At 48.6% G+C, this 24,554-nt stretch carries 24 protein-coding genes; 9 read left to right on the plus strand and 15 right to left on the minus strand.

The genetic code is table 11. From position 1 onward, the window contains the following. Positions 1-2 precede the first annotated feature (2 nt). Complete coding sequence (locus tag ACO05Z_RS19430) at positions 3-2,225, minus strand: methyl-accepting chemotaxis protein (protein WP_421903847.1); 2,223 nt, start codon at positions 2,223-2,225, stop codon at positions 3-5. A gap of 274 nt (positions 2,226-2,499) precedes the next feature. Between ACO05Z_RS19430 and ACO05Z_RS19435 the strand changes: the two genes are divergently transcribed. Beyond that, positions 2,500-2,715 (plus strand): hypothetical protein, encoded by a 216-nt coding sequence (locus ACO05Z_RS19435; protein WP_421903848.1) that lies wholly within the window; start codon positions 2,500-2,502, stop codon positions 2,713-2,715. 117 nt (positions 2,716-2,832) lie between these two features. Here ACO05Z_RS19435 and ACO05Z_RS19440 read toward each other — a convergent pair whose 3' ends face one another. The 4 genes from ACO05Z_RS19440 to ACO05Z_RS19455 form a co-directional block, all read right to left on the minus strand. Beyond that, positions 2,833-3,318, minus strand: a complete 486-nt coding sequence (locus ACO05Z_RS19440) for a phage regulatory CII family protein (RefSeq protein WP_421903849.1) — start codon at positions 3,316-3,318, stop codon at positions 2,833-2,835. Positions 3,319-3,690: 372 nt separating this feature from the next. Further along, positions 3,691-4,536 carry a diaminopimelate epimerase gene (gene dapF, locus ACO05Z_RS19445; RefSeq protein WP_421903850.1) on the minus strand — a complete coding sequence of 282 codons (846 nt, stop codon included), beginning with the start codon at positions 4,534-4,536 and terminating at the stop codon, positions 3,691-3,693. Positions 4,537-4,606: 70 nt separating this feature from the next. Then, positions 4,607-5,287: a queuosine precursor transporter gene (locus ACO05Z_RS19450; protein ID WP_421903851.1), complete on the minus strand. Its 681-nt coding sequence runs from the start codon at positions 5,285-5,287 to the stop codon at positions 4,607-4,609. Between the two features lie 280 nt (positions 5,288-5,567). Further along, positions 5,568-7,040: a GGDEF domain-containing protein gene (locus tag ACO05Z_RS19455; RefSeq protein WP_421903852.1), complete on the minus strand. Its 1,473-nt coding sequence runs from the start codon at positions 7,038-7,040 to the stop codon at positions 5,568-5,570. Positions 7,041-7,472: 432 nt separating this feature from the next. Here ACO05Z_RS19455 and ACO05Z_RS19460 point away from each other — a divergent pair, with 432 nt between their 5' ends. The 3 genes from ACO05Z_RS19460 to ACO05Z_RS19470 all read left to right on the plus strand — a co-directional run bounded on the left by ACO05Z_RS19460 (position 7,473) and on the right by ACO05Z_RS19470 (position 11,292). Further along, positions 7,473-9,026, plus strand: coding sequence for a glycosyltransferase family 4 protein (locus ACO05Z_RS19460; RefSeq protein ID WP_421903853.1), 1,554 nt, complete (start codon positions 7,473-7,475; stop codon positions 9,024-9,026). After that, positions 9,020-10,105, plus strand: a complete 1,086-nt coding sequence (locus ACO05Z_RS19465) for a glycosyltransferase (RefSeq protein WP_421903854.1) — start codon at positions 9,020-9,022, stop codon at positions 10,103-10,105. Before ACO05Z_RS19460 ends, ACO05Z_RS19465 begins: the two co-directional genes overlap by 7 nt. Before the next feature lie 221 nt (positions 10,106-10,326). Then, positions 10,327-11,292 carry a chemotaxis protein gene (locus ACO05Z_RS19470; protein ID WP_421903855.1) on the plus strand — a complete coding sequence of 322 codons (966 nt, stop codon included), beginning with the start codon at positions 10,327-10,329 and terminating at the stop codon, positions 11,290-11,292. A 79-nt stretch (positions 11,293-11,371) separates the two neighbouring features. Here ACO05Z_RS19470 and ACO05Z_RS19475 read toward each other — a convergent pair whose 3' ends face one another. After that, a complete protein-coding gene (locus ACO05Z_RS19475; RefSeq protein WP_421903856.1) occupies positions 11,372-12,118 on the minus strand; it encodes a polyphenol oxidase family protein in 747 nt (248 codons plus the stop codon). Further along, positions 12,106-12,690: a 5-formyltetrahydrofolate cyclo-ligase gene (locus tag ACO05Z_RS19480; protein ID WP_421903857.1), complete on the minus strand. Its 585-nt coding sequence runs from the start codon at positions 12,688-12,690 to the stop codon at positions 12,106-12,108. Before ACO05Z_RS19480 ends, ACO05Z_RS19475 begins: the two co-directional genes overlap by 13 nt. 212 nt (positions 12,691-12,902) lie before the next feature. Here ACO05Z_RS19480 and ACO05Z_RS19485 point away from each other — a divergent pair, with 212 nt between their 5' ends. The 3 genes from ACO05Z_RS19485 to ACO05Z_RS19495 all read left to right on the plus strand — a co-directional run bounded on the left by ACO05Z_RS19485 (position 12,903) and on the right by ACO05Z_RS19495 (position 14,491). Further along, positions 12,903-13,574, plus strand: coding sequence for a metallophosphoesterase family protein (locus ACO05Z_RS19485; protein WP_421903858.1), 672 nt, complete (start codon positions 12,903-12,905; stop codon positions 13,572-13,574). A 2-nt stretch (positions 13,575-13,576) separates the two neighbouring features. Further along, positions 13,577-14,047, plus strand: a complete 471-nt coding sequence (locus ACO05Z_RS19490) for a 23S rRNA (pseudouridine(1915)-N(3))-methyltransferase RlmH (protein WP_163350301.1) — start codon at positions 13,577-13,579, stop codon at positions 14,045-14,047. A 219-nt stretch (positions 14,048-14,266) separates the two neighbouring features. Then, entirely contained in the window at positions 14,267-14,491 is a 225-nt protein-coding gene (locus ACO05Z_RS19495) for a hypothetical protein (RefSeq protein ID WP_421903859.1), read from the plus strand. 125 nt (positions 14,492-14,616) lie between these two features. On the opposite strand, the gene rsmG is transcribed toward ACO05Z_RS19495, so the two are convergent. The 3 genes from rsmG to ACO05Z_RS19510 are packed head-to-tail and all read right to left on the minus strand — an operon-like array spanning position 14,617 to position 17,206. After that, positions 14,617-15,303, minus strand: a complete 687-nt coding sequence (gene rsmG, locus ACO05Z_RS19500) for a 16S rRNA (guanine(527)-N(7))-methyltransferase RsmG (protein ID WP_421903860.1) — start codon at positions 15,301-15,303, stop codon at positions 14,617-14,619. After that, a complete protein-coding gene (locus ACO05Z_RS19505) occupies positions 15,303-16,727 on the minus strand; it encodes an MFS transporter (protein WP_421903861.1) in 1,425 nt (474 codons plus the stop codon). The genes rsmG and ACO05Z_RS19505 overlap by 1 nt, the downstream gene beginning before the upstream one ends. A gap of 20 nt (positions 16,728-16,747) precedes the next feature. Next, positions 16,748-17,206: a MarR family winged helix-turn-helix transcriptional regulator gene (locus ACO05Z_RS19510; protein ID WP_421903862.1), complete on the minus strand. Its 459-nt coding sequence runs from the start codon at positions 17,204-17,206 to the stop codon at positions 16,748-16,750. Positions 17,207-17,398: 192 nt separating this feature from the next. Here ACO05Z_RS19510 and ACO05Z_RS19515 point away from each other — a divergent pair, with 192 nt between their 5' ends. After that, a complete protein-coding gene (locus tag ACO05Z_RS19515; protein ID WP_421903863.1) occupies positions 17,399-18,874 on the plus strand; it encodes a sigma-54-dependent transcriptional regulator in 1,476 nt (491 codons plus the stop codon). A 63-nt stretch (positions 18,875-18,937) separates the two neighbouring features. Here the strand turns inward: ACO05Z_RS19515 and ACO05Z_RS19520 are convergent, their stop codons facing one another. The 5 genes from ACO05Z_RS19520 to ACO05Z_RS19540 all read right to left on the minus strand — a co-directional run bounded on the left by ACO05Z_RS19520 (position 18,938) and on the right by ACO05Z_RS19540 (position 21,679). Then, positions 18,938-19,567, minus strand: coding sequence for a redox-sensing transcriptional repressor Rex (locus tag ACO05Z_RS19520; protein WP_015853584.1), 630 nt, complete (start codon positions 19,565-19,567; stop codon positions 18,938-18,940). Positions 19,568-19,918: 351 nt separating this feature from the next. Beyond that, positions 19,919-20,242 carry an ATP synthase F0 subunit C gene (atpE, locus tag ACO05Z_RS19525; RefSeq protein WP_015853585.1) on the minus strand — a complete coding sequence of 108 codons (324 nt, stop codon included), beginning with the start codon at positions 20,240-20,242 and terminating at the stop codon, positions 19,919-19,921. 75 nt (positions 20,243-20,317) lie between these two features. Continuing rightward, positions 20,318-21,004, minus strand: a complete 687-nt coding sequence (gene atpB, locus ACO05Z_RS19530; protein ID WP_421903864.1) for a F0F1 ATP synthase subunit A — start codon at positions 21,002-21,004, stop codon at positions 20,318-20,320. A gap of 5 nt (positions 21,005-21,009) precedes the next feature. Next, positions 21,010-21,432 (minus strand): ATP synthase subunit I, encoded by a 423-nt coding sequence (locus ACO05Z_RS19535; protein ID WP_015853587.1) that lies wholly within the window; start codon positions 21,430-21,432, stop codon positions 21,010-21,012. Next, positions 21,410-21,679 (minus strand): AtpZ/AtpI family protein, encoded by a 270-nt coding sequence (locus ACO05Z_RS19540; protein ID WP_015853588.1) that lies wholly within the window; start codon positions 21,677-21,679, stop codon positions 21,410-21,412. Before ACO05Z_RS19540 ends, ACO05Z_RS19535 begins: the two co-directional genes overlap by 23 nt. A 447-nt stretch (positions 21,680-22,126) precedes the next feature. Between ACO05Z_RS19540 and ACO05Z_RS19545 the strand changes: the two genes are divergently transcribed. Continuing rightward, positions 22,127-24,538, plus strand: a complete 2,412-nt coding sequence (locus ACO05Z_RS19545) for a Lon protease family protein (protein WP_421903865.1) — start codon at positions 22,127-22,129, stop codon at positions 24,536-24,538. Positions 24,539-24,554: the final 16 nt, after the last annotated feature.

The raw sequence follows: 24,554 nt of genomic DNA on the forward strand, positions 1-24,554 counted from the left end.
GGTTATTCACTCACCTTGAAGCGGGAAACTTCACTGCGCAAGCCTTGCACCGCCTCATTAAGCTGGGATGTGGCCCGGTTGAATTCCGAAAGGGCATCGGAAGTATCGGAAGCAGTATCGGAAAGCTGGGCCATGGCTTCACTGATCTGTCCGGCCCCTTCAGCCTGTGCAGTCATGCCGTCGTTGACCTGTTCAATCCGGGGATTAAGTTCGCGGACCCCGGTCATGATGCCTTCCAGCTTCTTACCCAGCTTGCCCGCTTTTTCAGCACCGAAGCGAACATCAGAGGCAAACTTCTCCATCTCATCCACACCGGAATCAACAGAGCTGCGCATGTTGGAAATCATATCTTCAATCTCAAGGGCTGCCACCGAAGTCTGGTCTGCAAGACGCCGGATCTCCGCTGCAACAACGGAAAAGCCCTGACCGAATTTTCCGGCCTTCTCAGCTTCAATGGCGGCATTAAGGGAAAGCAGATTGGTGCGATCCGCAACCTTGGTGATGGTATTGACGATGCCCTCAATGGCATTGGCCCGGTCATTAATTTCGTCCAGCTTGCCGGTAATAGTTATGGTGGCTGAACTCAATTCATCCATGATCCTGACCATGGTCTTAAGGCCGTCCTGCCCTTCAAAGGCGAGGTTGTCCATATTGGAAGCCGCTTCATTAACATGATGCATGGCCCCGGCAAGTTCACCGGAATTGGCGGAAATCTCTGCACTGGTGGCACTGATCTGGGTGGTTGCTGTGGCCTGCTGGTTAACGGTCACTTCCAACTGACGGGCCGAAGCCGCGATTTCCGTGGAAGAAGTGGTCACCTGAATACCGGAACGCTGTACCTGCCCGATCAGGGAAAAAAGAGCATCGACCATTCCCTTGACCGCTAGGTAAAGCTGTCCGGTCTCATCAAGGATTTCAGGAGTATCGGCATGGCGCACAGCTTTGCGGGCATTGGGGCAGGACTCATCCACCACGGCGATGGTTTCCCGGGCCTTATGCAGGTCTCCGGAAGCGATAACCTTGACCAATTCAACCATATGGCTGACCGGTTCAGCTATCATTCCGCTGGCATAGAAGGAAACAATAAGGGTAATGGCCAGCAGGACCATCCCGGTAATACCCAGCCATTCCACCAGATAATCAAGCACCCCGGTCAGGCGGCTGGTGATGCCCTGATATTCATCCAGATATACACCGGCTCCGATAACCCAGCCCCAAGGCTTGAAATAGGTAAATACCGAAAGCTTGTCCCGACCCTCATCATCCGGTCCGGTTTTCCAGACATATGTTTTACTGTTGAGCTTACCTTCCCCAGACTCAATAGCCTGATTGAGGATATCCTGAACAAACCCCTTCCTGCCGCCGACCTCATCAACATGGGCCCCGTCATTCTTGGGTGAATTGGAAACAATATAGTGCCCCCGGCTGTCCCCTTTAGTGCCGATAACCCAGATGTACCCGGTCTTGCCGATGGAAGTTTTAAGCATGGATTTGCGCAGGACCTGCAAAATATCATCATCCATGTAGACAGCCATCATCCCGGTCACATAACCATCCTGATCCCGTAAGGGAGTGTAAATGGTAAAGCGGGAGCCATGGTCCAAGTCTTCATAATTACGGGCATTGCGTCCGGAAAGGACATCATCAATAGCCGTGACCACCCGTCCGTCATCACCGAGGGAGTAAAAAATATCTCCCAGCCTCCAGTTCAGATTCTCTGCCGAAGCGGTGGTATCTACTACGAGCATATCCCCTTCGGGATTTAATCTTTGGAAAATTGTGCAATAAGCACCGGAAATGCGGGTCGCCTCCACCAACATGGGTAACGGCTTACCTTTGCGCTTTGAATAGGTGAATTCGTTGCCGCCGACTGTCAGCACTGGAACAGTCAGCTCATCAGTATCCTTACTGCGATGGTTGTTCACCGGCCAGTCCGAAACCCTTTTCAGAACCTGAACCCTGCCTTCATCATCCAAAAGGGACTGCAAAGCCATGGCCGCCCTTTTGGTTTCCGCTGTAAGCAATTGGTCAGCGGTACGGCATTCCTCATAAAGATCGGCTGTCAACTGCGAAACATGGGATTCGATAAGAGAGCGAACCTCACCTTTCATACAGTTCTGCAAACGGTCCTCAAGGATATCGGTAATGATAAACATTGCCACAATGGGAATAATTGCGGCTCCGCAGGCAATGGCCATTATCTTTCTTCTGAGGGAAAAACGCATCGGATACATCCCGGCACCGCCATGAGCTGAGACGCGGCACCTTTTATTACAAGATTACATGGATTCCATCATATCAGGGAACAGGTGCTGTGACACCTACCCCTCCCTTGTATTTATTTTATATGATTAAATCAATGACCGCAGGCATTTTGCAGGTATTTGTAAGAAATATATTTATTTCATGTAAAGTGATTGCCACGGCCTGCCGATAGCAAAAGTATGAACCGGCAGGTGAATTTCTGCCCGCCGGATGTCCCCACTCACGGAGGAGTGTATGTATTATCACGGATTTGATAACAAAGCTGCGTCTGCTACCAAGTATTGGAGCCACAAAGACGATGAACTTGTTTCGGTGTTATTTGCAAAAATCATCAATAAGACAGTGAACACTCAGAGCCCCTGCCCGGAGCAGGACCATCTCGTGGACCAGATGGTCAACAACCTCTTCGACCTCTGCTTCTACATCAACAAGGACGTTCATAACTGCTAATCTTTTTTCAGACACCTGCGGCCCAGAGAAAGCCGCAGCGTGCTGAACAAAAAAATCCCCGACAGTATCTACTGCCGGGGATTTTTTTGATGGAACTTTATTGACCGCTTCGCTTAATTAGGAAACCTGAGCGAGACGGGGTGCGTTCTTGGCTTTTTCTTCTTCAGCTCTTTTACGCAGGTAGTGAACCATGGTCAGGATAGCGGTGATTGCTTCAAAGCCTTCCTGTTCTACGGAATCTACCAGTTCATCAGAAGGATCTGCCTGCAGGGCACTTTTGAGAGCCTTGGAGTAACGACCGAAACCATCCATGAGATCAAGAGCCATGTAGTTTGCTTCATCAGGATCTTCAGGGTTGATGTCCATGGGAACGAGTACGTAACCCATGATGTTTGCAAGCCTGGTCAGGGGGCGAATGCTGCCGGTAGCCTTCATGATGGGGATCAATTCTTCAACGCCTACTTTAGCACCTTTATCTTCGGGGTTAATCTCACGAAGAAGAGTGGGGTAGGGCTTGTTGATTTCATTTGCCACGTCACGTGCAGGCTTGTCATTTTTAAGTACAACATCCTGTAAAAGCTTGGTAAGTTCATTATTTGCCATTTTATCTCTCCCTTAGTTCATTATTTTGCGATTATTATTACTCTTAAGCTAAGCTAAATTCATGCCAGTTTATTATGCAATAATACACATACATTTAACGCTTTAATTTCAAGCTATTAACAAAAAAGATCCAATTGATCTCTCCTGCTTTTTATCACAAACCAATAAATTTTACTGAAAAACAAGAAAACCCATTATCCGGCAAATCATTATCGTTGCGAAAAGAAGGCTATACAAGGAATACTCTTCCCATGCAAGAACTGATTTAGGCTATATCAGGTTTTTTACCCTGTTCAGGTATGCTTTTCAGAATAGTAAAAAAAGACACCGCAAAAATGCGGTGCCCTTTTCACAAATATTTAACCTGCAATGCTATTCAATTCCCAGAGACTCAAGATAGACCTCACCGGAAAAGGTGAGCTCTGCTCCGCCCTGCAAAAAGACATTGCCGTCTTCAATGATAACCTTGAGAATTTCACCGCCGGAAGTACGGACGCGCACCGCAGCATCGGTCAAGCCCTGCTCATGAAGAGTAACCTGCACAGCGCTGACTCCGGTTCCGCAGGCATAGGTTTCATCTTCCACACCTCTTTCATAGGTACGGACGATAAGGCTATCGTTGTCATCGATCTGCACGAAATTCACGTTGGTTCCGGCCGGAGCAAAAGCTTCGTGGTAGCGGAATGCCGCTCCGAGCTTTTTAATGTCCACCTCTTCAACGTCAGCAACCTGCACCACTACATGTGGCACACCGGTATTGGCGAAATGGTATTCGTACTCTTCACCGTCGATCTCAAGAGCCTGTTTCACAACCAGACCTTCGGGCGGGGTCAGCTGGACCTTTACTTCCTCAAGCTCAGGAAAGACCTGCACTTTGATGGGGCCGGCGTCAGAGCCGAAGGTGTGCTGCTCCCCGGCAATATCCAACGCGTGAGCCAGACGGCCGGCACAACGGGATGCGTTACCGCACATCTCCGCTCTTGAGCCATCGGAATTGTAGAACTGCCAGATAAAATCAAGACCGGAGCCTTCCGGTGCATTTTCAATAAAGAACAGACCGTCTGCATAAACACCGAAAGCGCGCTGGCAGAGCTTTTCAGCCCAGAGAGGCATCTTCTCAACAGGTAAGCCCAGTTCACGGTTATCGATGATTACGAAATCATTGCCGCAGCCCTGCATTTTATAAAAAGGAACGGATTTTCCAAACATTTTACTCATTGGCAGCCTCGTATTGTTGCGAAATTGGATTTGATTTTTCTAAGGCAAATGCTCAGTCAAGAACAGACTATCAGACCGCGGATACACGGGCATGCAGCCGACGGGCCATATACAGGAAAGGTGTATCCATGACCGCCACTATAACCTTAAACAGGTAGGTAGTAAAAAGGATTTCCACCCAGACCTCAAAAGGAAAGAGTCCCCACAAGGCAACAAAGCAGAAAACGGACGAATCAAGGAACTGGCTGAGCAAAGTGGAAGCGTTGTTGCGCAACCAGAGATGACGCTCTCCCATCTTATCCTTGAGCAGATGGAATACATAAACATCATTCAGCTGGGAGACAATATATGCTGCCATGCTCCCAAGCGCAATACGGGGCAGAAATCCGAAAATAGCTTCAAGATGGGGCTGGGCAAAATCATCCGCTGCCGGTGTGAACATGAGGGCCAGCTGCATATAGACTACAGCCATGACCAGCACCACAAATCCGAGGTAGACTGCCTTCTTGGCTTCTTTTTTACCGTAGAACTCACTGAGCATGTCAGTGGAAAGAAAGACACTGGCGTAAAGGATATTACCCAGAGTGGTAGTCATTCCGAACAGCTCAATGGTCTTCAGAACCTGAATATTACAAAGGATCAGATTGAAAACGATCAGGCCGAACAAGCCAATTTTGCCGAAAAATCTATAAATAACAAGTACAAGGCTCAGGTCCATGACCGCAAAGCCAAGCCATAATAATTCATTCATTCCAAACTCCTGTACGGTCATTCCATAAAATTTTCATTCCCGAAAAACACCGCAACGTAATAAACACAGGCCCTGACGACCTGAGACAATGCTCCTAGCTTAAATCAGACTGAAAAGCCATTCAGTTTTTAAGTATTATGAAAATACAAATAACACAACAACCAGACACCGATGTATAATCCGTAGAATTATAACTGGTTTATCAAAAAAAAAGGGATTCCGACAACCGGAACCCCTTTAATTCAACCTGACAGCTATAGGTTGAAGGAAACCTCTTTAATTACATAATTCGCAGCTTGGGCCTCATGGGGGAGACAACCACCCGGTTACGGCCCTGCATCTTGGCATCGTAAAGAGCTTCGTCAGCCTTGCGCACGATCTCGGTATCTTTTTCAAGACTTCCCGGACGCACAGAGGAAACCCCGATGCTGGCGGTAACGTTGAAGCTCTTATCCTGATAAGTCATGGCGCAGGACTCAATCTTGGCCCTGACCCGCTCAGCAAGCATATGCGCCTGCTCTTCCTTGGTATGCGGCAGCAGGATTACGAATTCCTCTCCGCCGTAACGGGCGATGAAATCAGTGGAACGGAAAGTCTTTTCAAACATGCGAGCCACTTTTTCCAGGACCATGTCCCCGGCCATGTGACCGTAGGTATCGTTCACTGCCTTAAAATGGTCCAGATCAACCATGAGCAGGGAAAGTTCGGTATTCAAACGCTGGTGGCGCTTGAATTCTTCGACCAACCTTTCGTCAAAACTACGTCGGTTGTAGACTCTGGTCAGCCCGTCACGATTTGCACGGGTCTTGATCTTGTTGAACATGAGGGCGTTGCTCAAAGCAAGTGAGAGATGATTCACCGCAGCATTGAGGGAGGAAACCTGATCCTTTGCCAGTCTGACATTGCGTTCGCAAAGCATGACCAGACAGCCGAACTTTTCGCCACGGGCTACCAGCGGCAGAGCCAGAATTCTTCCGGCTCCGGGACTGTAAATCATCTGATTGCTACCCACGGGAACAGTTTCAGACATATTGTAGCTGGAAACTTCCATACCGCTGAGGGCAACCACATTTTCAATCATCAACTCAACCCATTCAGACTGGACATTTTCGGCCTGACCGGGATTGATAAAAATTTCTGCATCAATATGCTTTCCGGTGGGCAGGACATCCCAAAAAGCACCCTGTACCGAGTAAACCGGGAGGAGCATCTTGAGGTCTTCGGCGGCCTGTCCAAGGATATCTGCCACTTCAAGGCGCTCGGTGGCATTGGAAAGCACAGTGTTCAAGAACATGAGCTGTTCTGTTTTGCGGGAAAGCAGCTCCCGTTCAAGGATAATTTCCTCGGTCATGCGGTAAAGGTCACCATAAAGACCGGAAATTTCCTTGGCCCTGAACAGAGCATCCTGCACCTTGGAACTAGTCAGCGGAGTGCTGACTACTGCCAGAAAACCGTCCTCGAGCACCTGCTCCAAATCAGCGTTGTTCTTATCATCCTGAATCAAGATACGCTGGGTGGATTCAAGGTTGCGGTAGGCCATGCGCCTATCTTCAGGCAATTCATCCCAGACTCTTTGCGGAATCCAGGTAGCGGCAGGCTTCTCATTATTGCTCAGTTCCTTTTCACCGGGCAAAGAACGCTCGGAAAAATTTCTCAAAAAGAATCCGGGACCGAGGGAATCCTCGATTTTACCGGCTTCGTTGCTGTTTAGACCGAACCCCCAAAGCAGTTCAGGCCTGTGTCCTCTTTTCATTTCTGGTCTCCTTGATTAGCTGTCAGAAACAATATTCCACCCCATTTTTTGCAAAAACAGGGCCACCAGATATTAAGAGGATAACGCCGAACAGTATTATGGGAGTCAAACCAGAAGCACCCCATCAATAAAAGACTAAATAACAATAACTTACACACGCACAACACATGAGTTATAATTTTCATGAACAAAATTTCCGCAACACAAAATTTCTTCCGAAACACATTAAAAAGGAAAAGAGTGCCGGAAAACCGTCAGCCTCAAGGGTAAACGCACGGCAAATAAATCCTTTGACAAGAGCGTGCCAAATGTGGCTTGAAATAACGTATGAAAACTCAAAGAATATGGGGTAGTCTGGACCCATTCCACGAAAGCGGCCCCATTTTGGGCAGAAAAGTAGCGAACACAGGTTTCTTGAACGGATTACTCAAAATGGACCCGTTTGATGAATACCATTTCTTCCTTTCCGGGTCAGTCGGCAGACAGGGGCTGATCAATTTTTTCCAAAACAATTACCCAGCCATTTATGAACCGGGCCGAGTTAAGATCATGGACCGCCGGGACCTTCCGGCTGAAATATCCAAACAGGAATATTTCTGCTTCCACCAGTCCGACTGCATCAACTACCCTCCCCATCTGGCCCGGGTCCGCAACAAATACGCACGAAACATATTTCCCATCACCGGAACAACCCATTCATTGAGTTACAGCAACTACGGTTCATTCTTCCTTAATTATTTATGGAAAGGCACTACCGGGCGAGACTGCATTGTGACCACTTCCAACACCGGAATCGTGGTTGTTGAAAAATATTTCAAGCACCTGCGCGAAGGACTGGGTCTGAGTGAAAAGACTCATCCCACACCGCAAATCAGAAAAATTCCGCTGGGCATCGATCCCGGTCAACTGGCCCCACCGGACGAACACTTAAAAGCGCAGGCCAAAAGAAATCTCAACATTGACGCCGCAGACAAGCGAATCAATCTCCTCGTCTTCGGACGTATCGCCCATTATTCCAAGATGGATATCCTACCCCTGTTACGTGCCCTGCAAAGACTCTTTGCCGCAGGCATGGACCGGGGAAAAGTAAGGTTAATGCTTGGCGGATGGATCGATGAAGACGATGATTTCCCGGCAACTCTGGCCCAGCTCAGCCGCAACATGGGTCTGGAGCTGGTTATCATTGGACGGCCTTCTGAAGCTAAAAAACTCGACCTCTACCGGGCGGCGGATATTTTTGCATCTATTTCCGACAACCCGCAGGAAACCTTCGGCCTGACCATTCTGGAAGCAGGAGCCTCCGGATTGCCGGTAATTGCCTCCGACTATGACGGTTACAAGGATCTTGTGGTTGATGGTGAAACCGGACTGCTCATCGAAACCATCGGCCCGGAAGCCACACCGGAACTGGACCTCATGGCCCCGCTCTGCTTTGACAACCACTACCACTTACTGATGGCTCAGCAGACCGCCGTGAGCACCCCGAACCTGGCTGCCGAACTGGAAAAATTGATCAACAATCCGCAGTTAAGAGCCCGGATGGGCATTGCCGGAGCCAAGCGGGTCCGTGAACAATTCAACTGGACCTCAGTAGTTGAACAGCATGTCAGCCTCTGGGAAGAACTTAATACTGTCCCGGTGGATGAAGAGTCATTGCGCGACATACTCCACCCGATCCAAGTCCGCATGGGTGAAACCTTTTCCCATTATCTCACAGAAACCCTGACCCCGGAAACAAAACTGGTTACCGGAAAGACCGGTATGGCCATATATCAGGGCCGCGAATTTCCGCTTGTGTATAAAGGAGTGGACAGATTCCTTAAAGAAGAAGTGCTCCGCAAAATGGCTTTTTTTGCCCGAAAACCGATCAGCGCTGCGGATCTCGCGGAGAAAATCAAAACCATCGCCGGAGAAATGAGTGAGCGCGAAACACAGTTCCACATTCTCTGGAGCCTGAAACACGATATTCTGGAAAAAGTATGCTGACCCGGAACGTAGTGCACCACACCATCCTCAAAAAAAGCGGTGGTGCTGCAAAAGTGGCCCTTCTGCTCCATCAGGGCTTGATTGATGGAGGGGATGATTCAGCACATTCCTTTGAAACATCAGAAACTGTCGAAGAGGATCTGCTTGCCCCGGAAGCGGCTGCGCAGGCAATCCCGGAAAACAGCATTGTCCACCTGCATACTTCAAAGGACCCGACAAATTTCCTGCGCGCATTACCTGATAGCTGCAAAACTGTAATAACCCTGCACGACACCCAGATGATCACCGGAGGCTGTGCTTCACCCATCGACTGCCCTGAATTTGAACACAAATGCCGCACTTGCCCGCGAAATTTTCCAAACTCAGAACAGGTCCGCGCAGAACGCATCGCTGCCATAATAGAATCAAAGGCTGTACTGGTCTCCCCATCCGGATGGCTGGGCAGGTTGACCCGCAAAGCCGATCCTTCCCTGAAGCCTAAAATTATACCTAACGGTATACCGTGGCCGGAAGCCCCAGCAAACAAAAGTATGATCCGGAAAGAGCTGGGAATCCACCCGGTATCAAAAGTAATGCTCTTTGTGGCCCATGGCGGAGTGCAGGCAGCTTATAAATCTGGCCCACAATGGAAGAATTACTGGGCAACGATCAAAGCAGCAGTACCGGAAGCTCTCTGTTTTGCCATCGGGGGCAACGAAAACAGCAGGGACGGTGACTTTATCTCAGTCCCTTATGTGGACAGCCAAACACTTTCCAAATTTCTGGCTGCAGCGGACGTGCTGGCCTATCCTACTCTCGGAGACAATCATCCCTTGATTATACTTGAAGCCATGGCCCAAGGGTTAGCTCCGGTCAGTTATGGAGTAGGAGGTGTACTGGAGCAGATTTCCGATGGCGAGGACGGAATTCTTATTCCCCCTTATGAAAAACAGATATTTGCCGAAAAAGTAATTATGCTTCTCAAGAACAGCAGGATAGCTAGAGAGATGGGCAACCGGGGCTTTCAAAAAGGCAAAAAACGCTATTCAGTCCAAAGAATGCTCAAAGACTACTTAAAAATTTATGGCAATCTTGTGTAATTTTGACTACTCGTGTTATTTTTTTACCTATTTTTTTAAATTTTTATAAAAACCCAGTTGACTTTTTCTGCTGATTAAACTGGAACTGTGTTATTAACCTTAATATGAAGATGAAAAAAATCTTTCATAAACAAGCATTTCAGGCTAACATTATTATGAGCAAAAGTTGCTCTGTTTTATGATGCTGGCTCGATACATTATTTTTCCAGGGGAGGATGACAATGTCCCAAACTAATATTCTACTTGAATCAGGCACCAATGAGCTTGAAATAGTTGAATTTTATATTGACGAAGTTGACAATGTACATGACGGTTCAACCCGCCGCAGCTATTACGGCATCAACGTTGCCAAGGTCGTTGAGATTATTCGCCTGCCTGAGTTGACCGATATGCCCGATGCAGCCAACGATGCTGTTCTGGGTGCCTTCGATCTCAGGTCGGAAATCATTCCCCTGATCGATCTCAGCCGCAGAGTCGGTAAAAATAGAATTGAAGACGAAGCTCCCAAAGTCATCGTCACCGAATTCAACAAAATTTCCACCGCCTTCCTTGTTTCCGGTGTGACCCGCATTCACCGCATCAGCTGGGAACAGGTTGAAGCACCAAGCAAGCAGGTTTCTTCGCTGACCGCAAACTCCATCACCGGGGTGGTCAAACTTGAAGGACGCATCGTATTCCTGCTCGACCTTGAAAAGATCGTTGCCGACCTGAACCCGGACATGGACCTCACCGACATGCCGGAAGCATCCCTGGTCGACAAGATCGAAAAGCGCCAGCTCAAGGCACTTATTTCTGATGACTCCACCATGATCCGCCGCATGATCGGGCAGATGCTCGAAGATGCCGGTTTCCGGGTAACCAGAACCCACAACGGTAAGGCTGCGTGGGACAAAATCGTGGAATGGAAGGCCACGGCCGAAGCAGAAGGCAAATCCATCAACGATTATCTGGACATTGTAGTCACCGATATTGAAATGCCGGTTATGGACGGTCACAACCTGACCAAACGCATCAAGGATGACCATGAGCTCCGCAATATTCCGGTACTGCTCTGCTCCTCCATCATCACCGACACCCTGTTCCACAAAGGCGAATCCGTCGGTGCCGATGACCAGATCTCCAAAGCTGAGATCAACCAGCTGGCTGAAAGAGTTTTCAAGCTTATTGAAAAATACGAAAACTCTTAGCCTTAGCAATCATAACAACATTGAAGCCCCCGCAAAGTTAAACTTTGCGGGGGCTTTTCTTATTCCTCTAAAATCTGATCTACTTGATCCAAACAAGGGAGCACTGACGCCCGGTTACCTTTTCCCTGCGGTAGGAAAAGAAACTCTGGTCCATGGAATAAGTGCACAGGTCAAGTGAATGGATGTTACGTCGGCGAAGTCCGGCTTCCACCAATTGGTCTATGGTCAGTTTCCAAAGATCAACAGTGCTGGACTCCTTGTCAAAATATGAATCAAATCCGGGGCCGAAATCAGATTCGAAATTTACGAACTGGGCTACCGCAGGACTCAGGCTGGGACCACGAACGGCCAGCAGATCCTTAGGATCGCAGCTGTAGCGCTCGCAAAGATCCGCCACACCCTTGCCGGGAAAATTAATGGCATTGCCCCGCCAGCCGTTGTGCAGTCCGGCCACGAAATCACCATTCTTGTGAGCAATCATGATCGGCTGGCAATCCGCAGTCTTAATCACAAGTGCATGCCCAGCTGAGGTTGTGGCAAGGCCGTCACCCTCAAGACTGGGAGTATCTGCCGGGGAACCTTCCTCAAGGTCATAATGCATCACGTCTCCATGAACCTGAATGCACTCATGCCAATGAGAGATCCCCAAAGTGGCTGCCAATTCTGTACGGTTGGCCCGTACATCATACGCATCATCGCCGACATCATAGGAAATATTGCCACCATGATAAGGGTCCTTGCAGCTGCCCCCTTCTCTGGTGCTGAAAACAACCGAGACCTTATCCAGTCCCGGAAACGCAAACGGTATAAAATTTATTTTTGCCATATCTTTTCCTTATCAGTGCAGACCAGCTGCACAGCTTTATCCCAAGGCTCAACAGGAAAACCTTCCACCAGCTGGAAATCGTAACAAACCCCTACGGAAAGAAATCCTTCCTTCTGCGGACGAGCCAGAAAACGGTCGTAATAACCGCCGCCAAAGCCGATACGGAAACCGCTACGGTCAAATCCCACGCCGGGAACAATGATCAGGTCCGGTGAAACCGCATCCGGAAACTCGCAACGGGTCCGGCAGGGTTCTTTGATACCGAATGCTCCCGATGAAAGATCAGCCTCGGCACGAACCACACCGAAATCCATCTGTCCCGGTTCATTCTTGCGGCAGCAGGGCATGAACAGCTTCTTACCACTATCCCAAGCATCTTTAAGCAAGGGGCGCACGTCGACCTCATTCTTGATAGGCCAGTAAAGCAGGACTTCTTCAGCCTGTTCCCATTGCTCAAGGGAAATAACCGTATCCACAATGCTGCGGCTCATTGAATCAACGTCCGGTCCACGCATGGCAGAACGTTTTTCCAACAATTGCCGTCTGATGATTTCTTTATCCAATTCAGCCACCTGTTTTTCAATTTCAATCGTGAGATAAGAAAATTAAGCACAACCATGTCACAAAAATCAATCACCAAGTGCGACAATAACGAAAATAAACTCGGTTCAACCGGCACACTGGCCGGACTGCCATTGGTTTTTAAGACCATTAATGCTATTCAAAATTCTCTGGAACCAACACCTATAAAATCCTAACTGAGCCATATACAATCGGAGGCAGCATGTCCGAATCCAACCAAAAATGGATAGCTTTCGGCGATGTTCACCAGAGTGTTAAATTTGTTGACCTGCTCCCTAGCCTTGAAGAAGTTTCCGGAGTGATCATCACCGGAGACCTGACCAACCATTCCCCTGAAGGGGCAATCGAAAAGGTCTGGAATAGCATATACCGCAGAAACAAAAATATCCTTGCCCAACTCGGCAATATGGATAGGAGCAACGTAACGGACTTCTTGAAGGAGAAAGGTGCGAACCTGCATTGCGAAATCCGTGAACTAGCTAAGGGCATTAAAACCATGGGCGTGGGCTGTTCCATACCAACCCCTTTTGGAACTCCCAGCGAGATATCCGAAGATGAAATGGCCCAATATTTAGACGACACCCACCATGAGCTCGGCGATTATGAACAACTGCTTCTGGTGGTCCACGACGCGCCCTTCAACACCAAGCTGGATGTCATCGGCAATGGAATGCACGTAGGCAGCAAAGCCGTGCGCGGTTTCATTGAAAAGCATCAGCCCGATATCGTCCTTTGCGGGCACATCCATGAATCCAGCGGCGAAGACTCCATCGGTAAATCCCGTATCTTCAACCCCGGCATGGCTTCCGGCGGCGGGTACGTGCTTGTTTCCATTGAAGATGGCAAGCTGGACGCAACCCTTAAACAAATTTAAACATGAGCAAATTAAGATTTGTCTGGGTCGGCAAGCTCAAGGAACCTTTTTTCCGTGATGCCTGCGCCCATTACACCAAGAAACTTGGACGCTTCCACAAGCTGGAAGAAACCATCCTCAAAGATGCACCGGGCAAGCTGCCCCCCATGGACAAAGTGCAACATGAAGGCAAGGCCATCATGGCCAAAATAAAGCCTTCTGATATGCTTATCTGTCTTGATGAAAAGGGCAAGGAAATGACCTCGGTGGAACTTTCCAAGCAGCTGCAACGTTGGACTGAAGACCCCAACCTGACGCCCACCTTTGTCATTGGCGGTCCCTTCGGACTTGCTGACGAGGTCAAGAATGCGGCCCGGGTCAAGCTCAGCTTGAGCAAGATGACCCTACCCCACGAACTGGCCCGGACAATGCTCCTTGAACAACTCTACCGCGCTGCTTCCATACTGCGCGGTTCGCCTTATCATCACGTTTAAAGGCAGATTTGATGCGCTTCGCGCTTTATTGATTTGATTTCGCCTCCGGCGGCTTAAACCCTTTTTGAAAAAAGGGTTTGTTCCACTGTCGCTATCCCTAAGACTCGAAGCGAAGCTTCTCGACTAAGGGCTAGTGCAAGAATCCCAAAAACTTTTACTTCGGCTTCGCCGTTGTCATATATACTTTTGTGCGGGAGCTCCCTGCTATTGGAGAGAGTTATGCTTAAAATGGATTACCTTGAAAAACTGGAAGAATACATGACTTCCGGTGATATGAAATTTGAATTTGATAATGGAACCGAAGAAAAAAGATTTGAAATCCTCGAATTCCTTGAGAAGCTCATGGATGTGGCCGAAATCGCCGACGAACATGCCACCAAGCTGATCTTCAAAGGCGGTCTGCTGGAAGCTCTTTCCGGAGCAAACCAAGAAGAAGAAAAATAATTTTTACTTCCATACAAAACAAAAAGCGGCCTTGATTCAATTGAATCAAGGCCGCTTTTTGTTTTGAAAGTAGCTTTAACAAGCTATATGCAAAGCTTATTAAAATTTTTTAGGCGCCGGAGGCATTACATTCTTCGCAGACACCAGAAATAGTGAACCTTATCTCCGGCTTTATATTGCATGGAATCTTCAAGCTCATAGCCCGGATCATCCAAATCCTGTTCAGAAGGTGCAGGATCATTGGACAGGATCACGATCCTGCCTTGCGGGGCCAGCATGGGCTTTACGAACTCCAAAAGTTCCTTCCATGGCATGAAGGCCTTGCTCAGGATCAGGTCTGCGGGAAGAGTTTCTGCAGGGATCTTTTCCGCTCGGCCCTGAAACACATCCGTACGCGGCAGCTTCATCATCCGCAGGGCAGTACGCATGAATATGCACCGCTTCTCACGCGACTCAACCAGACGGTAATCACCGGCCTGCCAGAGGGTACGCAAGGGAATTCCGGGCAATCCGGCTCCGGCACCGAGATCCAAAGTTACCGGATTGGCGGGCAGCTCCAGCGAATCAAGAAAATCTGCCAGATGCAGGCTGTCGATAATCAGGGAATGAAAGACCTGCTCCCAGCCCTGCGGACCGACCAGATTCATGGACTTGTTCCACTTGACCAGCAGAGTCAGATAGTAGGCCAGCACCCTTGCCTGATCTGTGGCAGCCTTGAATCCTTCATCTTGAACAGTATTATCCTTAAGTCTGCGGCCAGCCTTGCTTGCCGCACCGAGAATATCCGCAGCATTGATATTAATTTCCGCCATTAGCCCTCCTTGCTGTTCCCGGCAGATTGCACACAAAGGCCCCTCTTGGCAACACTTTGCCTTTTCAGCACCGACCGGATGGAGATCAAGACCGCAATTCCGCACAGAACAGCAAGGCTGGACAGTGAAAAGCGCATTACTGTCAGGTATTCAGTTGCGGATTCAGGGCTGACTGGGGCCTTGCCCATAATGGTGGAAAGGAAGATGGCGATGATAACCATACTGAAAACCATACCGATAGTCCTTAGCCCACCTGAAATCGCAGAAGCAAAACCATAACGGGAAGGAGGCACGCTGCTCATAAGAATGATCATATTCGGTGAGGAGAACAGCGCAAAACCGATGCCCAGCACCACAAACATGCTGTAAAGATAGGGAAGACTTGTGTTCGCTGTGACCAGTGCTCCCATTATCGTCCCGGCAGTACAAGCCAGCATGCCCAGCAGAGCCAACACCCGCGGGGAAAACTTATCAGCAAGCCTGCCGCAAAGAGGAGAAAGCACGGCCTGAACAATAGGCTGAATAACCAGTACCAGTCCTGCATCATGGGGACTGAAGCCTTTTACGGACTGCATGTAGAGACTGAAGAGAAAAACTATCCCGAATGTTCCGGCATAGTTAATAAACTGCACCAGTGCGGCATCTGAAAAATCACGTCTTTCCTTGAACAGGGTTAATTCCACCAACGGTGATTCTGCTCTATTCTGCATGTAAATAAAGAGTGCAACGCCAAGTAAACCTGCAATCAATGCTGCCGGTCCAAACCATCCTGCACCGAGACTGGTTCCACCAAAAACAATGGCTGCAACAGAAAGAGCAACAACAAAGCTTCCGGAATAATCGAATTTCTCATCCGAAGGCCGGAACTTTCCGTTCAAATTGCGGTGGGCAACATAATATGAAATTCCAAGCGGAATCATGCTCAGATAATAAATCCAGCGCCACCCCATATGTGATGTCACAAGACCGCCTACGTACGGTCCTGCTGAAAGGCCAACATATACTGCTGCTACCGCCAACCCCATTGCCTTTCCGCGCTCTTCTTTGGGCACGGAATTGGTCAGCAGTGCCATATTGGTAGCTATACCCATACCGCCGACCATACCCTGAATCATGCGTAAACAGATCACAGTTTCAATGTTCTGGGCAAACCCGATCAACAACGTGAATATTGCAAACAGCAATACACCGAGCCTGAACATGGGCTGCCTGCCATGCATATCAGCCAGCCGACCAAATGGCAGCAACAGGGCAGCGACACTACCGATATATACCGATTCAACAAGACTGAGATCAAGACCGCTGGCTCCAAATTCACGGCCCATGACCGGAAGGGTTATGCCTACAGCCGAGAACATGAAAGGCATGGTAAACTGGGTTACCGCCACTGTAAATATGACTGCTTTTTTCTTTGCATCATCCATTATATTCTCCTGAAATATCACTACAAATAATCCCAAACACGGGGCATACCCAGATGATCTCTGCTCGTATCAATCACTTTGCCCATCAATTCCATCAATTTTTCTGCTTCTTCTCCTGAAAGTCCGGAGATCATAATCTCATTTGCAGCCATCAGCTCTTTAAGCAGATCTTCCTTTATCTTCTCTGCTTTCTCTGTGGGGTAAACCAATTTCTGACGTCTATTTTCGGGATTCTCTTCTCTGTATAGCAATCCCAGCTTAACTAAATTTGCGACTGCCCGCGCGGTAGCTGCCTTATCAACACTGAGGATCATTGATAATTCATCTTGAGATCTTCCTGGATACCGCAATGACTGCATAATAAAACCGACCTGTCCGTATGTAATACCTACAGATTTTAATTTTTCGGCAAGAATAGCCTTATGCAACCGTCCCATCTGTCCGTTCATGTATCCAAATGAAGCATGTTTTTTTATCATTTGCCCCTCTATTTTGTTGATAGATCAACAATTGACTAGTCAACTGTTGATCTATCAACTATTACCAGTTGAGCAAATAGTCAACGTTTTTTTAAAAATGGTTGATATGCATAAAAACGTATGCTCATATGCTCATAAACGCCGACCAATTATTAATATTATACCTCAACTGGAAATCTATCGGGACTACTGATGGCCAATGTCTTAATTATTGATGATGACCCGTTTATCGGGGAACTGCTGATCGCCATAGCTGAATCTGCGGGCCATGATGGAGAAAAAGCCCTGACCCTCAAAGAAGGCATGGCCCTTGCGCGTGAAGAGCGCTTTGATGTCGTATTCCTCGATGTAATTCTTCCTGATGGAAACGGGCTTGATGCCCTTCCGGAGCTGCAACAGCTCAGCAATATGCCTGAGGTTATCATCATCACCGGTAAGGGAGACTCCAAAGGCGCAGAGCTGGCAATAAATTCCGGGGCATGGGACTATATTTCCAAACCGGCCAGCCAGGAAGAATACATGCTGCACATGAAGAGGGTCTTCCAGTACCGCAGCGAAAAACAATCCTCCAGCCCCAAGCTCGGCCACCACAATATCGTAGGACGTTCTGACTCCATTGTACGCTGCCTCGGTCAGGCTGCCAAAGCTGCTGAAAGCCACGTAGGAGTCCTCCTGCTTGGAGAAACAGGCACCGGCAAGGAACTCTTTGCCCGGGCTGTCCATGACAACAGTATGCGCCGTACTGGACCTTTCATTATTGTCGACTGTGCCTCGATCCCGGAAAACCTCGTTGAATCCATACTTTTCGGCCATGAGCGCGGAGCTTTTACCAGCGCAGACAAAAGTCAGGAAGGTTTAATAGCCAAGGCTGACGGCGGTACTCTTTTCCTTGATGAAGTGGGGGAACTTCCGGTCTCTTTGCAGAAATCTTTTCTCAGGGTATTGCAGGAACGGACCTATCGTCCTGTGGGCGGCAATGAAGAAAAACAAAGCGATTTCAGACTTGTGGCCGCAACAAACCGCGACCTTGAAGCCTTGGTCCAGAGTGGACGTTTCAGACAGGACCTGCTCTATCGACTGCAGGCATTTACCATCGAGCTTCCACCTCTGAGGCAACGCGGGGAAGACATCAATAGGCTCTCCCGCTACTATTTGAACAAAATGGCAGCAGACTTCGACGCTTCGCCTATTGCCATTTCCGAAGAATTCCTTGATGCCTTAAAATCATACCCTTGGCCGGGTAACGTGCGTGAGCTTTTCAACGTACTGGAACAGGTTTTCACCTCAAATCCCGGGGCCGGTGAATTCCTGCCCATCCACCTACCTGTCCGCTTGCGCGTATCTGCAGCACAGGCTTCGGTACTCCCAAAGCAGGAACCCAAGAACAGCCTGACACTGATCAAAGGCAATAAGTCCCGCAAACCCCAAGCACGCAGCGAAGACATGCCCATGCCTGAGGTCAATCTCCCGGATGCCAACAAATTACCGCCTTTTAAGGAATATCGAGACGAGGCCGTCAACAGTGCTGAAAAATTGTACCTTGAACAACTGATACTCATCAGCAAGGCTAATATGGCTGAAGCGGCCAGAATCTCAGGCATATCAGTTTCCAGACTTTATGCCCTATTGAAGAAGCACAACATCAAGAAGCAATATTCAGTTGAATAACAAAAAATCCCCTGCAACCTAAGGCTGCAGGGGATTCGTTTCTAACAGAGTTGTCTAAACTGTTTATTCCATGGAACTGATATTAAAGGCCACAGAATAAAAGTGATGGGTGAAGTCAACGTATTCAACCGGAACATTTTTAGGTACATCAATCCTCGCCTGTGCGAAGTTGACAATTCCCTTAATGCCACCGTCAACAAGATAGTTCGCAGCTCGCTGCGCCCTTTCCGGCGGAGTGGTAATAATTCCGATCTCCAAGCCCAGTTCTTCTACTCGCGCCTTAAACTGGCGAGTGCAGACGACTTCAAGGCCGGACACAACTTCCCCGATTTTATAGGGGTCGCAGTCAAATGCCGCACGAATGGAGAATCCGCGCAGTGCGAATTCCTTATGGCGCAACAAAGCTCGTCCAAGGTTACCAACGCCCACAAGAGCGCAACCCCAGACCCGGTCTACACCGAGAGACTGCTTGATTGAAGAGATGAGTTCATGCACGTAGTAACCTACACCACGTACACCGAATTCACCGAAGTATGCCAGATCCTTACGAATCTGAGAAGGATTGACCGAACAGGCCCGGGCCAGTTTCTCAGAGGAAATAACCTCTACTCCGTCCCTTTTGAGTCCTGTTAATACCTGTATGTAAACAGCGAGCCTTTTAATGGTCGCTTTGGGGATATTCTGGGTTTTCACTTTAGTTTCCTATTTTCCATGACAAATGCACTTGCACGAAAAGTCTCGGCTGGTAGTTTTAGGTTCTGAGGTCCGGAAGACCACTACCTTCCCTCGCAAGTTCGCTAATTCCCCTACTGGAGAGTCGATACGAACGCAACCTTTTCCGCCACCTTCCATTAGATTAATATACACTAAAACCCTTGGTTTCGGCTACCCTTTGGGAGCATATTATTAATTTATGCAAGGGATTATAGCCTAGATGCCTGTAAAACCCCGATACCGGCATCAAATATGTGAAAAAATTAACAATACTTGCGGAAAAAAAAGGAGGTCCGAAGACCTCCTTTAAATATTTCCAAATCCTTAAAACTAACCGATGAGGGGGTTAGCGAAGAGCAGGATCAGGTTAACAACGAGAGCGTAAATGGCCAGGGATTCTACGAATGCCAGACCAAGAATCAGAGTAACGGTGATTTTACCACCAGCTTCGGGGTTACGTGCAGTACCTTCACAAGCAGCTTTCAGACCGAGGCCCTGACCGATACCACAACCAGCAGCAGCGATAGCCATACCGATAGCGGTAGCAGTAGCGGTTGCGGAAGCAACTTCGGGAGCTACGCCAGCAGCGAATGCTGCACCAGCAGCGAGAACCAGAGCCATGGTGTTCAGAACGATAAGCAGAGCTTTACGCATTGTAAAATCCTCCAAAATATAAGTTTATTTAACAGGTCGTTAGACCATTTCCCCAAAATTAAGTTTGCCTGAATCCTAGTGAGCTTCTTCCAGAGAACCTTTCAGATAAATCATGGTCAGCATGAAGAAAATGAAAGCCTGGATAACCTTTGCCAGCATGAACAAGAAGTACATGGGCAGGGTGGAAACTACAGGAGCAAGCAGGAACAGAAGTACGAGAACGATTTCCTCACCGCGGATGTTACCGAACAGACGCAGAGTAAGCGAAAGCGGACGCGAAATGTGGGAAACCACTTCGATGATAAACATCAAGGGAGACAGAGCCGGAATGGGGCCCATGAAATGCTTGATGTAGTGGGCACCATGAAGTTTGATGCCGATGTAGTTGTAGTAAAGAAAAGTACATACAGCCATTGCTGCGTTAGTGTTGACGTTCGCGGTAGGAGCGTCAAATCCGGGAATAAGCCCCATGAGGTTCAGTGTGAGGATGTATACAAAAAGAGTACACATGAAAGGAAATACTTTGCGTCCGCCCTCACCGACGTTACTGACGACAAAATCTTCCAATCCCCCAATGACGATCTCAGCAAGGTTCTGCACCCCGCCGGGAACCAGACTGAGCCTTCTGGATACAATAAAACCCAGTACGAAAAGAACACTCATTCCGAACCATGTGTACCACACGTGGTTGGGGATGTGAGTTCCCAGAGCGTGGTTAAGCTCTGTCATGATCAATAATGGATGTGGTAAACCTCCAGCCATGATCCTTATGCCTCCTTCACTTTTTGCCGAAACCCGGCTACGCCCCAAAATATCGCATTCACAACTACCGTACTAAGACCGGCCAGAAGAGCGTAAATGGAACACTGCCCCCAGACTATCAGACCGTAGATAGCCAGCCCGGATAAAATGAGCCGACCGTAGAAGCGAATCAACAAGGACACAACCGCGCCCTTGCGCATGTAAGCCAGATGCTGACCGAACTTAGCCAGCGACCAGAAGTTGAACGTAATCAGAACCGCTCCGGCTGCCAGTCCCAGTGCCCAGTGGGCAAACCCGATGGAGACTACTGCAGCTATAAGGCATGTTCCGGCAGTAAGGTACAATTGATTTCGCACCAGACTGCGTACGTCCGGATGAGTGAAGCCCCGCCTGTGGAGGAATGATTCAATCTTCTGATTTATTTTCATTGGTTCCAGGACCTTTCCCCTGATCCTTTTTCTGAATCCGCTGAACTTCGTCGAATACGTTCTTGAAGCCGGCAGCGATTCCGAAACACAAGAAAACAATTAGAAGCCAAGGCTTCGTTCCCAACCATTTATCGAGATACCACCCGATACCCAACCCGACAAAGGTGGAGGCAACCAGATGAGTTCCGATCGTAGCAGCATTGCCGAGCAGATCGAAGGTCTCTTTATTCCCTTTCAAAAAGAACATGTTGCTTCCGGTCCTTTATTTTATCCGGGATGGAATTTGCTGCGCAAAGCGGACTTTGCGCAAACCTTCACAAGTGAGTTTCGTCTAGCATAATCTTCAAATAAGAGTCAACGTATTCTTCATCCATAAGCTCTATTTTACTGAAAATTTATTCCAAAGATCAGCAGAGGAACCCACCTCGCAACAAAAAACACCTGAATTTCATATCCCCGAAAAGACTAACGCGCAACATCAAAATCAATTTTGAATGAACATTCAGCTTTTTTTTCATGCTTATTTTTTATTAACACACCTGATTAATTAAATCTTTATATTTGTAAAAAATTTCACAATCAACCTTTATAAGAATTTCAACCTCTAACCGTTCAGAGTGACTTTTTTTTCATATGCACGTAAGTCTTAAGACTGTAACCGGATACAGATTTAATAGAGGAAGATTAGAATATTATGACTAGCAATGAATTGACTCTGGACAGACTCACATCCAGACAGGAACCGTCTGAAATCAAGTACAACTCCAGTACAGAAATCCCTGAATCAAAATACGATTACGACCAGTTCCAGCCCCGGGCCTTACAGGCATTCCGCATGGCCCTTGCCATCAAGGGGACCTGCCACAACCTCTATCTTTCCGGGGACCCTAACCTCGGCAGAAGCTACTTTGCCCGTGAATATTTCCAGCTACGTGCTGCCAAACAGGAGACTCCGCCGGATCAGTTATACCTGCACAATTTCTCCCAGCAGGACCACCCCATTTCGGTCAGCCTGCCTGCCGGACGGGGCAAGGAATTCAAGAACGCCATGTCCGAAGTTGTCTCCCAGATCAAGGAACAGCTGCCCACATGGTTTGAGCGTGAACCACATGTAAAGGCCTTGGAACAGATTTCGCGAACCTTTCAAGACGAGCGTGAAGACCTTTTCACGAATATGGAAGGCCTGGCCAAGGAACGTGGTTTCAGCCTTGAAATCGATGACCATGGCGGCCTGACCCTGATTCCGCTGGTGGAAGGACGAATTTTAAATGATGACGAGTTCGAACGTCTTGACCCGGATGTGCGTAAAAGCCTGCGCAATGCTGCTGATGACCTGCTGGCCGAAGTGACTACAATCCTGCGCCGGATCAGCAAAACCGAAGAAGGCTTCCGTAAAGACGAACGTAAGCTTCATCAGGACTCCGCCAAGGAACTGCTCAAGGACCTGCTTTCTCCGCTGCATGAAAATTTCAATGAGTTTGATAGAATCAAAGAATATCTTGGTGAACTCGAAGAAGAACTGCTCGATAATATTGAACTGTTCATGCCCAAAGAACCGCAGGCCGCATCCCCCATCCCTGGATTACAGCTACCTGAAGCTTCCCCGGTGGAAGAACTTTTTTCACGCTTTGAAGTCAACCTGCTGGTGGATAACAGCAAGACCGAAGGCGCCCCGGTAGTAATGGCCGATCACCCGACCCTTTTCAATCTGCTCGGCTCCATAGAACGGGAATCGGAAATGGGTGCCCTGTACACAGACTTCACCCTGATCCGGGCCGGAGCCATCCACAAGGCCAACCACGGTTATCTCATTGTATATGCAGACGACATCCTGACCACCCCGTCTTCATGGGAAGGGCTGCTGCGGGCACTGCGTACCGGCCAGGCCAAAATCGAAGACCCGGGTGATGGAGAACATATCCGCACCAAGACCATTGAGCCGGAACCGATCCCGCTGGACCTGACCGTCATTTTGATCGGCTCTGAAGAAACCTACGAGATTTTATTATATAATGACGAACGGTTCGGAAAATACTTCAAGCTCAAGGCCCATATGCAGCTCAGCGCTAAACGCAATGAGGATAATGTAGAACGATTTGTGCGTGTTCTGGGCAAGATTATTGATGACTCCAAACTGCTGCCTTTTGAACGCAATTCGCTGGCCCGCATTGTTGATTACTCAAGCCGTCTGGCCGAAGACCAGAAAAAACTTTCCCTGCGCATCCCGCTGATCAAGGAAATGATGGTTGAAGCCTCGGCACTGGCTAAGCTGGACGACAAAGAATCGGTTGACCTGCCGGCGCTGGAAGAAGCTATTTCCATGAAGGACTTCCGTTCCAATCTCTATGAAGATGAATACATGAACGAGTATGACCGGGAGGTCATCAAGGTAGAGACTTCGGGTCAGGGTATCGGGGTGGCCAACGGTCTTTCAGTCACCATGTTCGGTGATTATGAGTTCGGACTGCCGCACCGGATTTCCTGCACCATCGGCGTAGGCCATGGCGGGATTCTCGACCTTGAACGCGAAGCGCGCATGGGCGGACCGATCCACACCAAGGGCATGATGATCATCAAGAGCTACCTTGTGGGTCTTTTCGCACAGGACAAGCCCATCGTGCTCACCGGATCCCTCTGTTTTGAACAAAGCTACGCCGGAATCGAGGGTGATTCTGCATCCGGTGCCGAACTTGCGGCCCTGCTTTCCGGTCTCTCAGGAGTACCCATCAAATTCGATTACGCCTTTACCGGGGCTGTCAGCCAGTCGGGAACTATTATGGCGATTGGCGGAGTCAGCCGCAAAATCGAAGGATTCTTCGAGGTCTGCCGCCGCAGGGGACTGAACGGAAAACAGGGTGTTATCATTCCGGCGGATAATGTGCTAAACCTCATGCTCAGAAACGAGGTTGTGCAGGCCGTTGAAAACGGTGAATTCCATATTTATCCAGTCAAAACCATTGAAGAAGCGATCTTTATCCTCACCGGCATGGAGGCCGGGGTTAAGGGTGAAGACGGTAAATTCCCGGAAGGAACCCTTTACCGCAAAGCAGACGAGAGACTGGCGGAGCTGGCAAAACTAGCCAGCCTTGCGGAATGTAAAAAATAAATCCGAAAGGAAAATC

The sequence above is a fragment of the Maridesulfovibrio sp. genome, assembly GCF_965230075.1.
In the GTDB taxonomy this organism is placed as follows: domain Bacteria; phylum Desulfobacterota; class Desulfovibrionia; order Desulfovibrionales; family Desulfovibrionaceae; genus Maridesulfovibrio.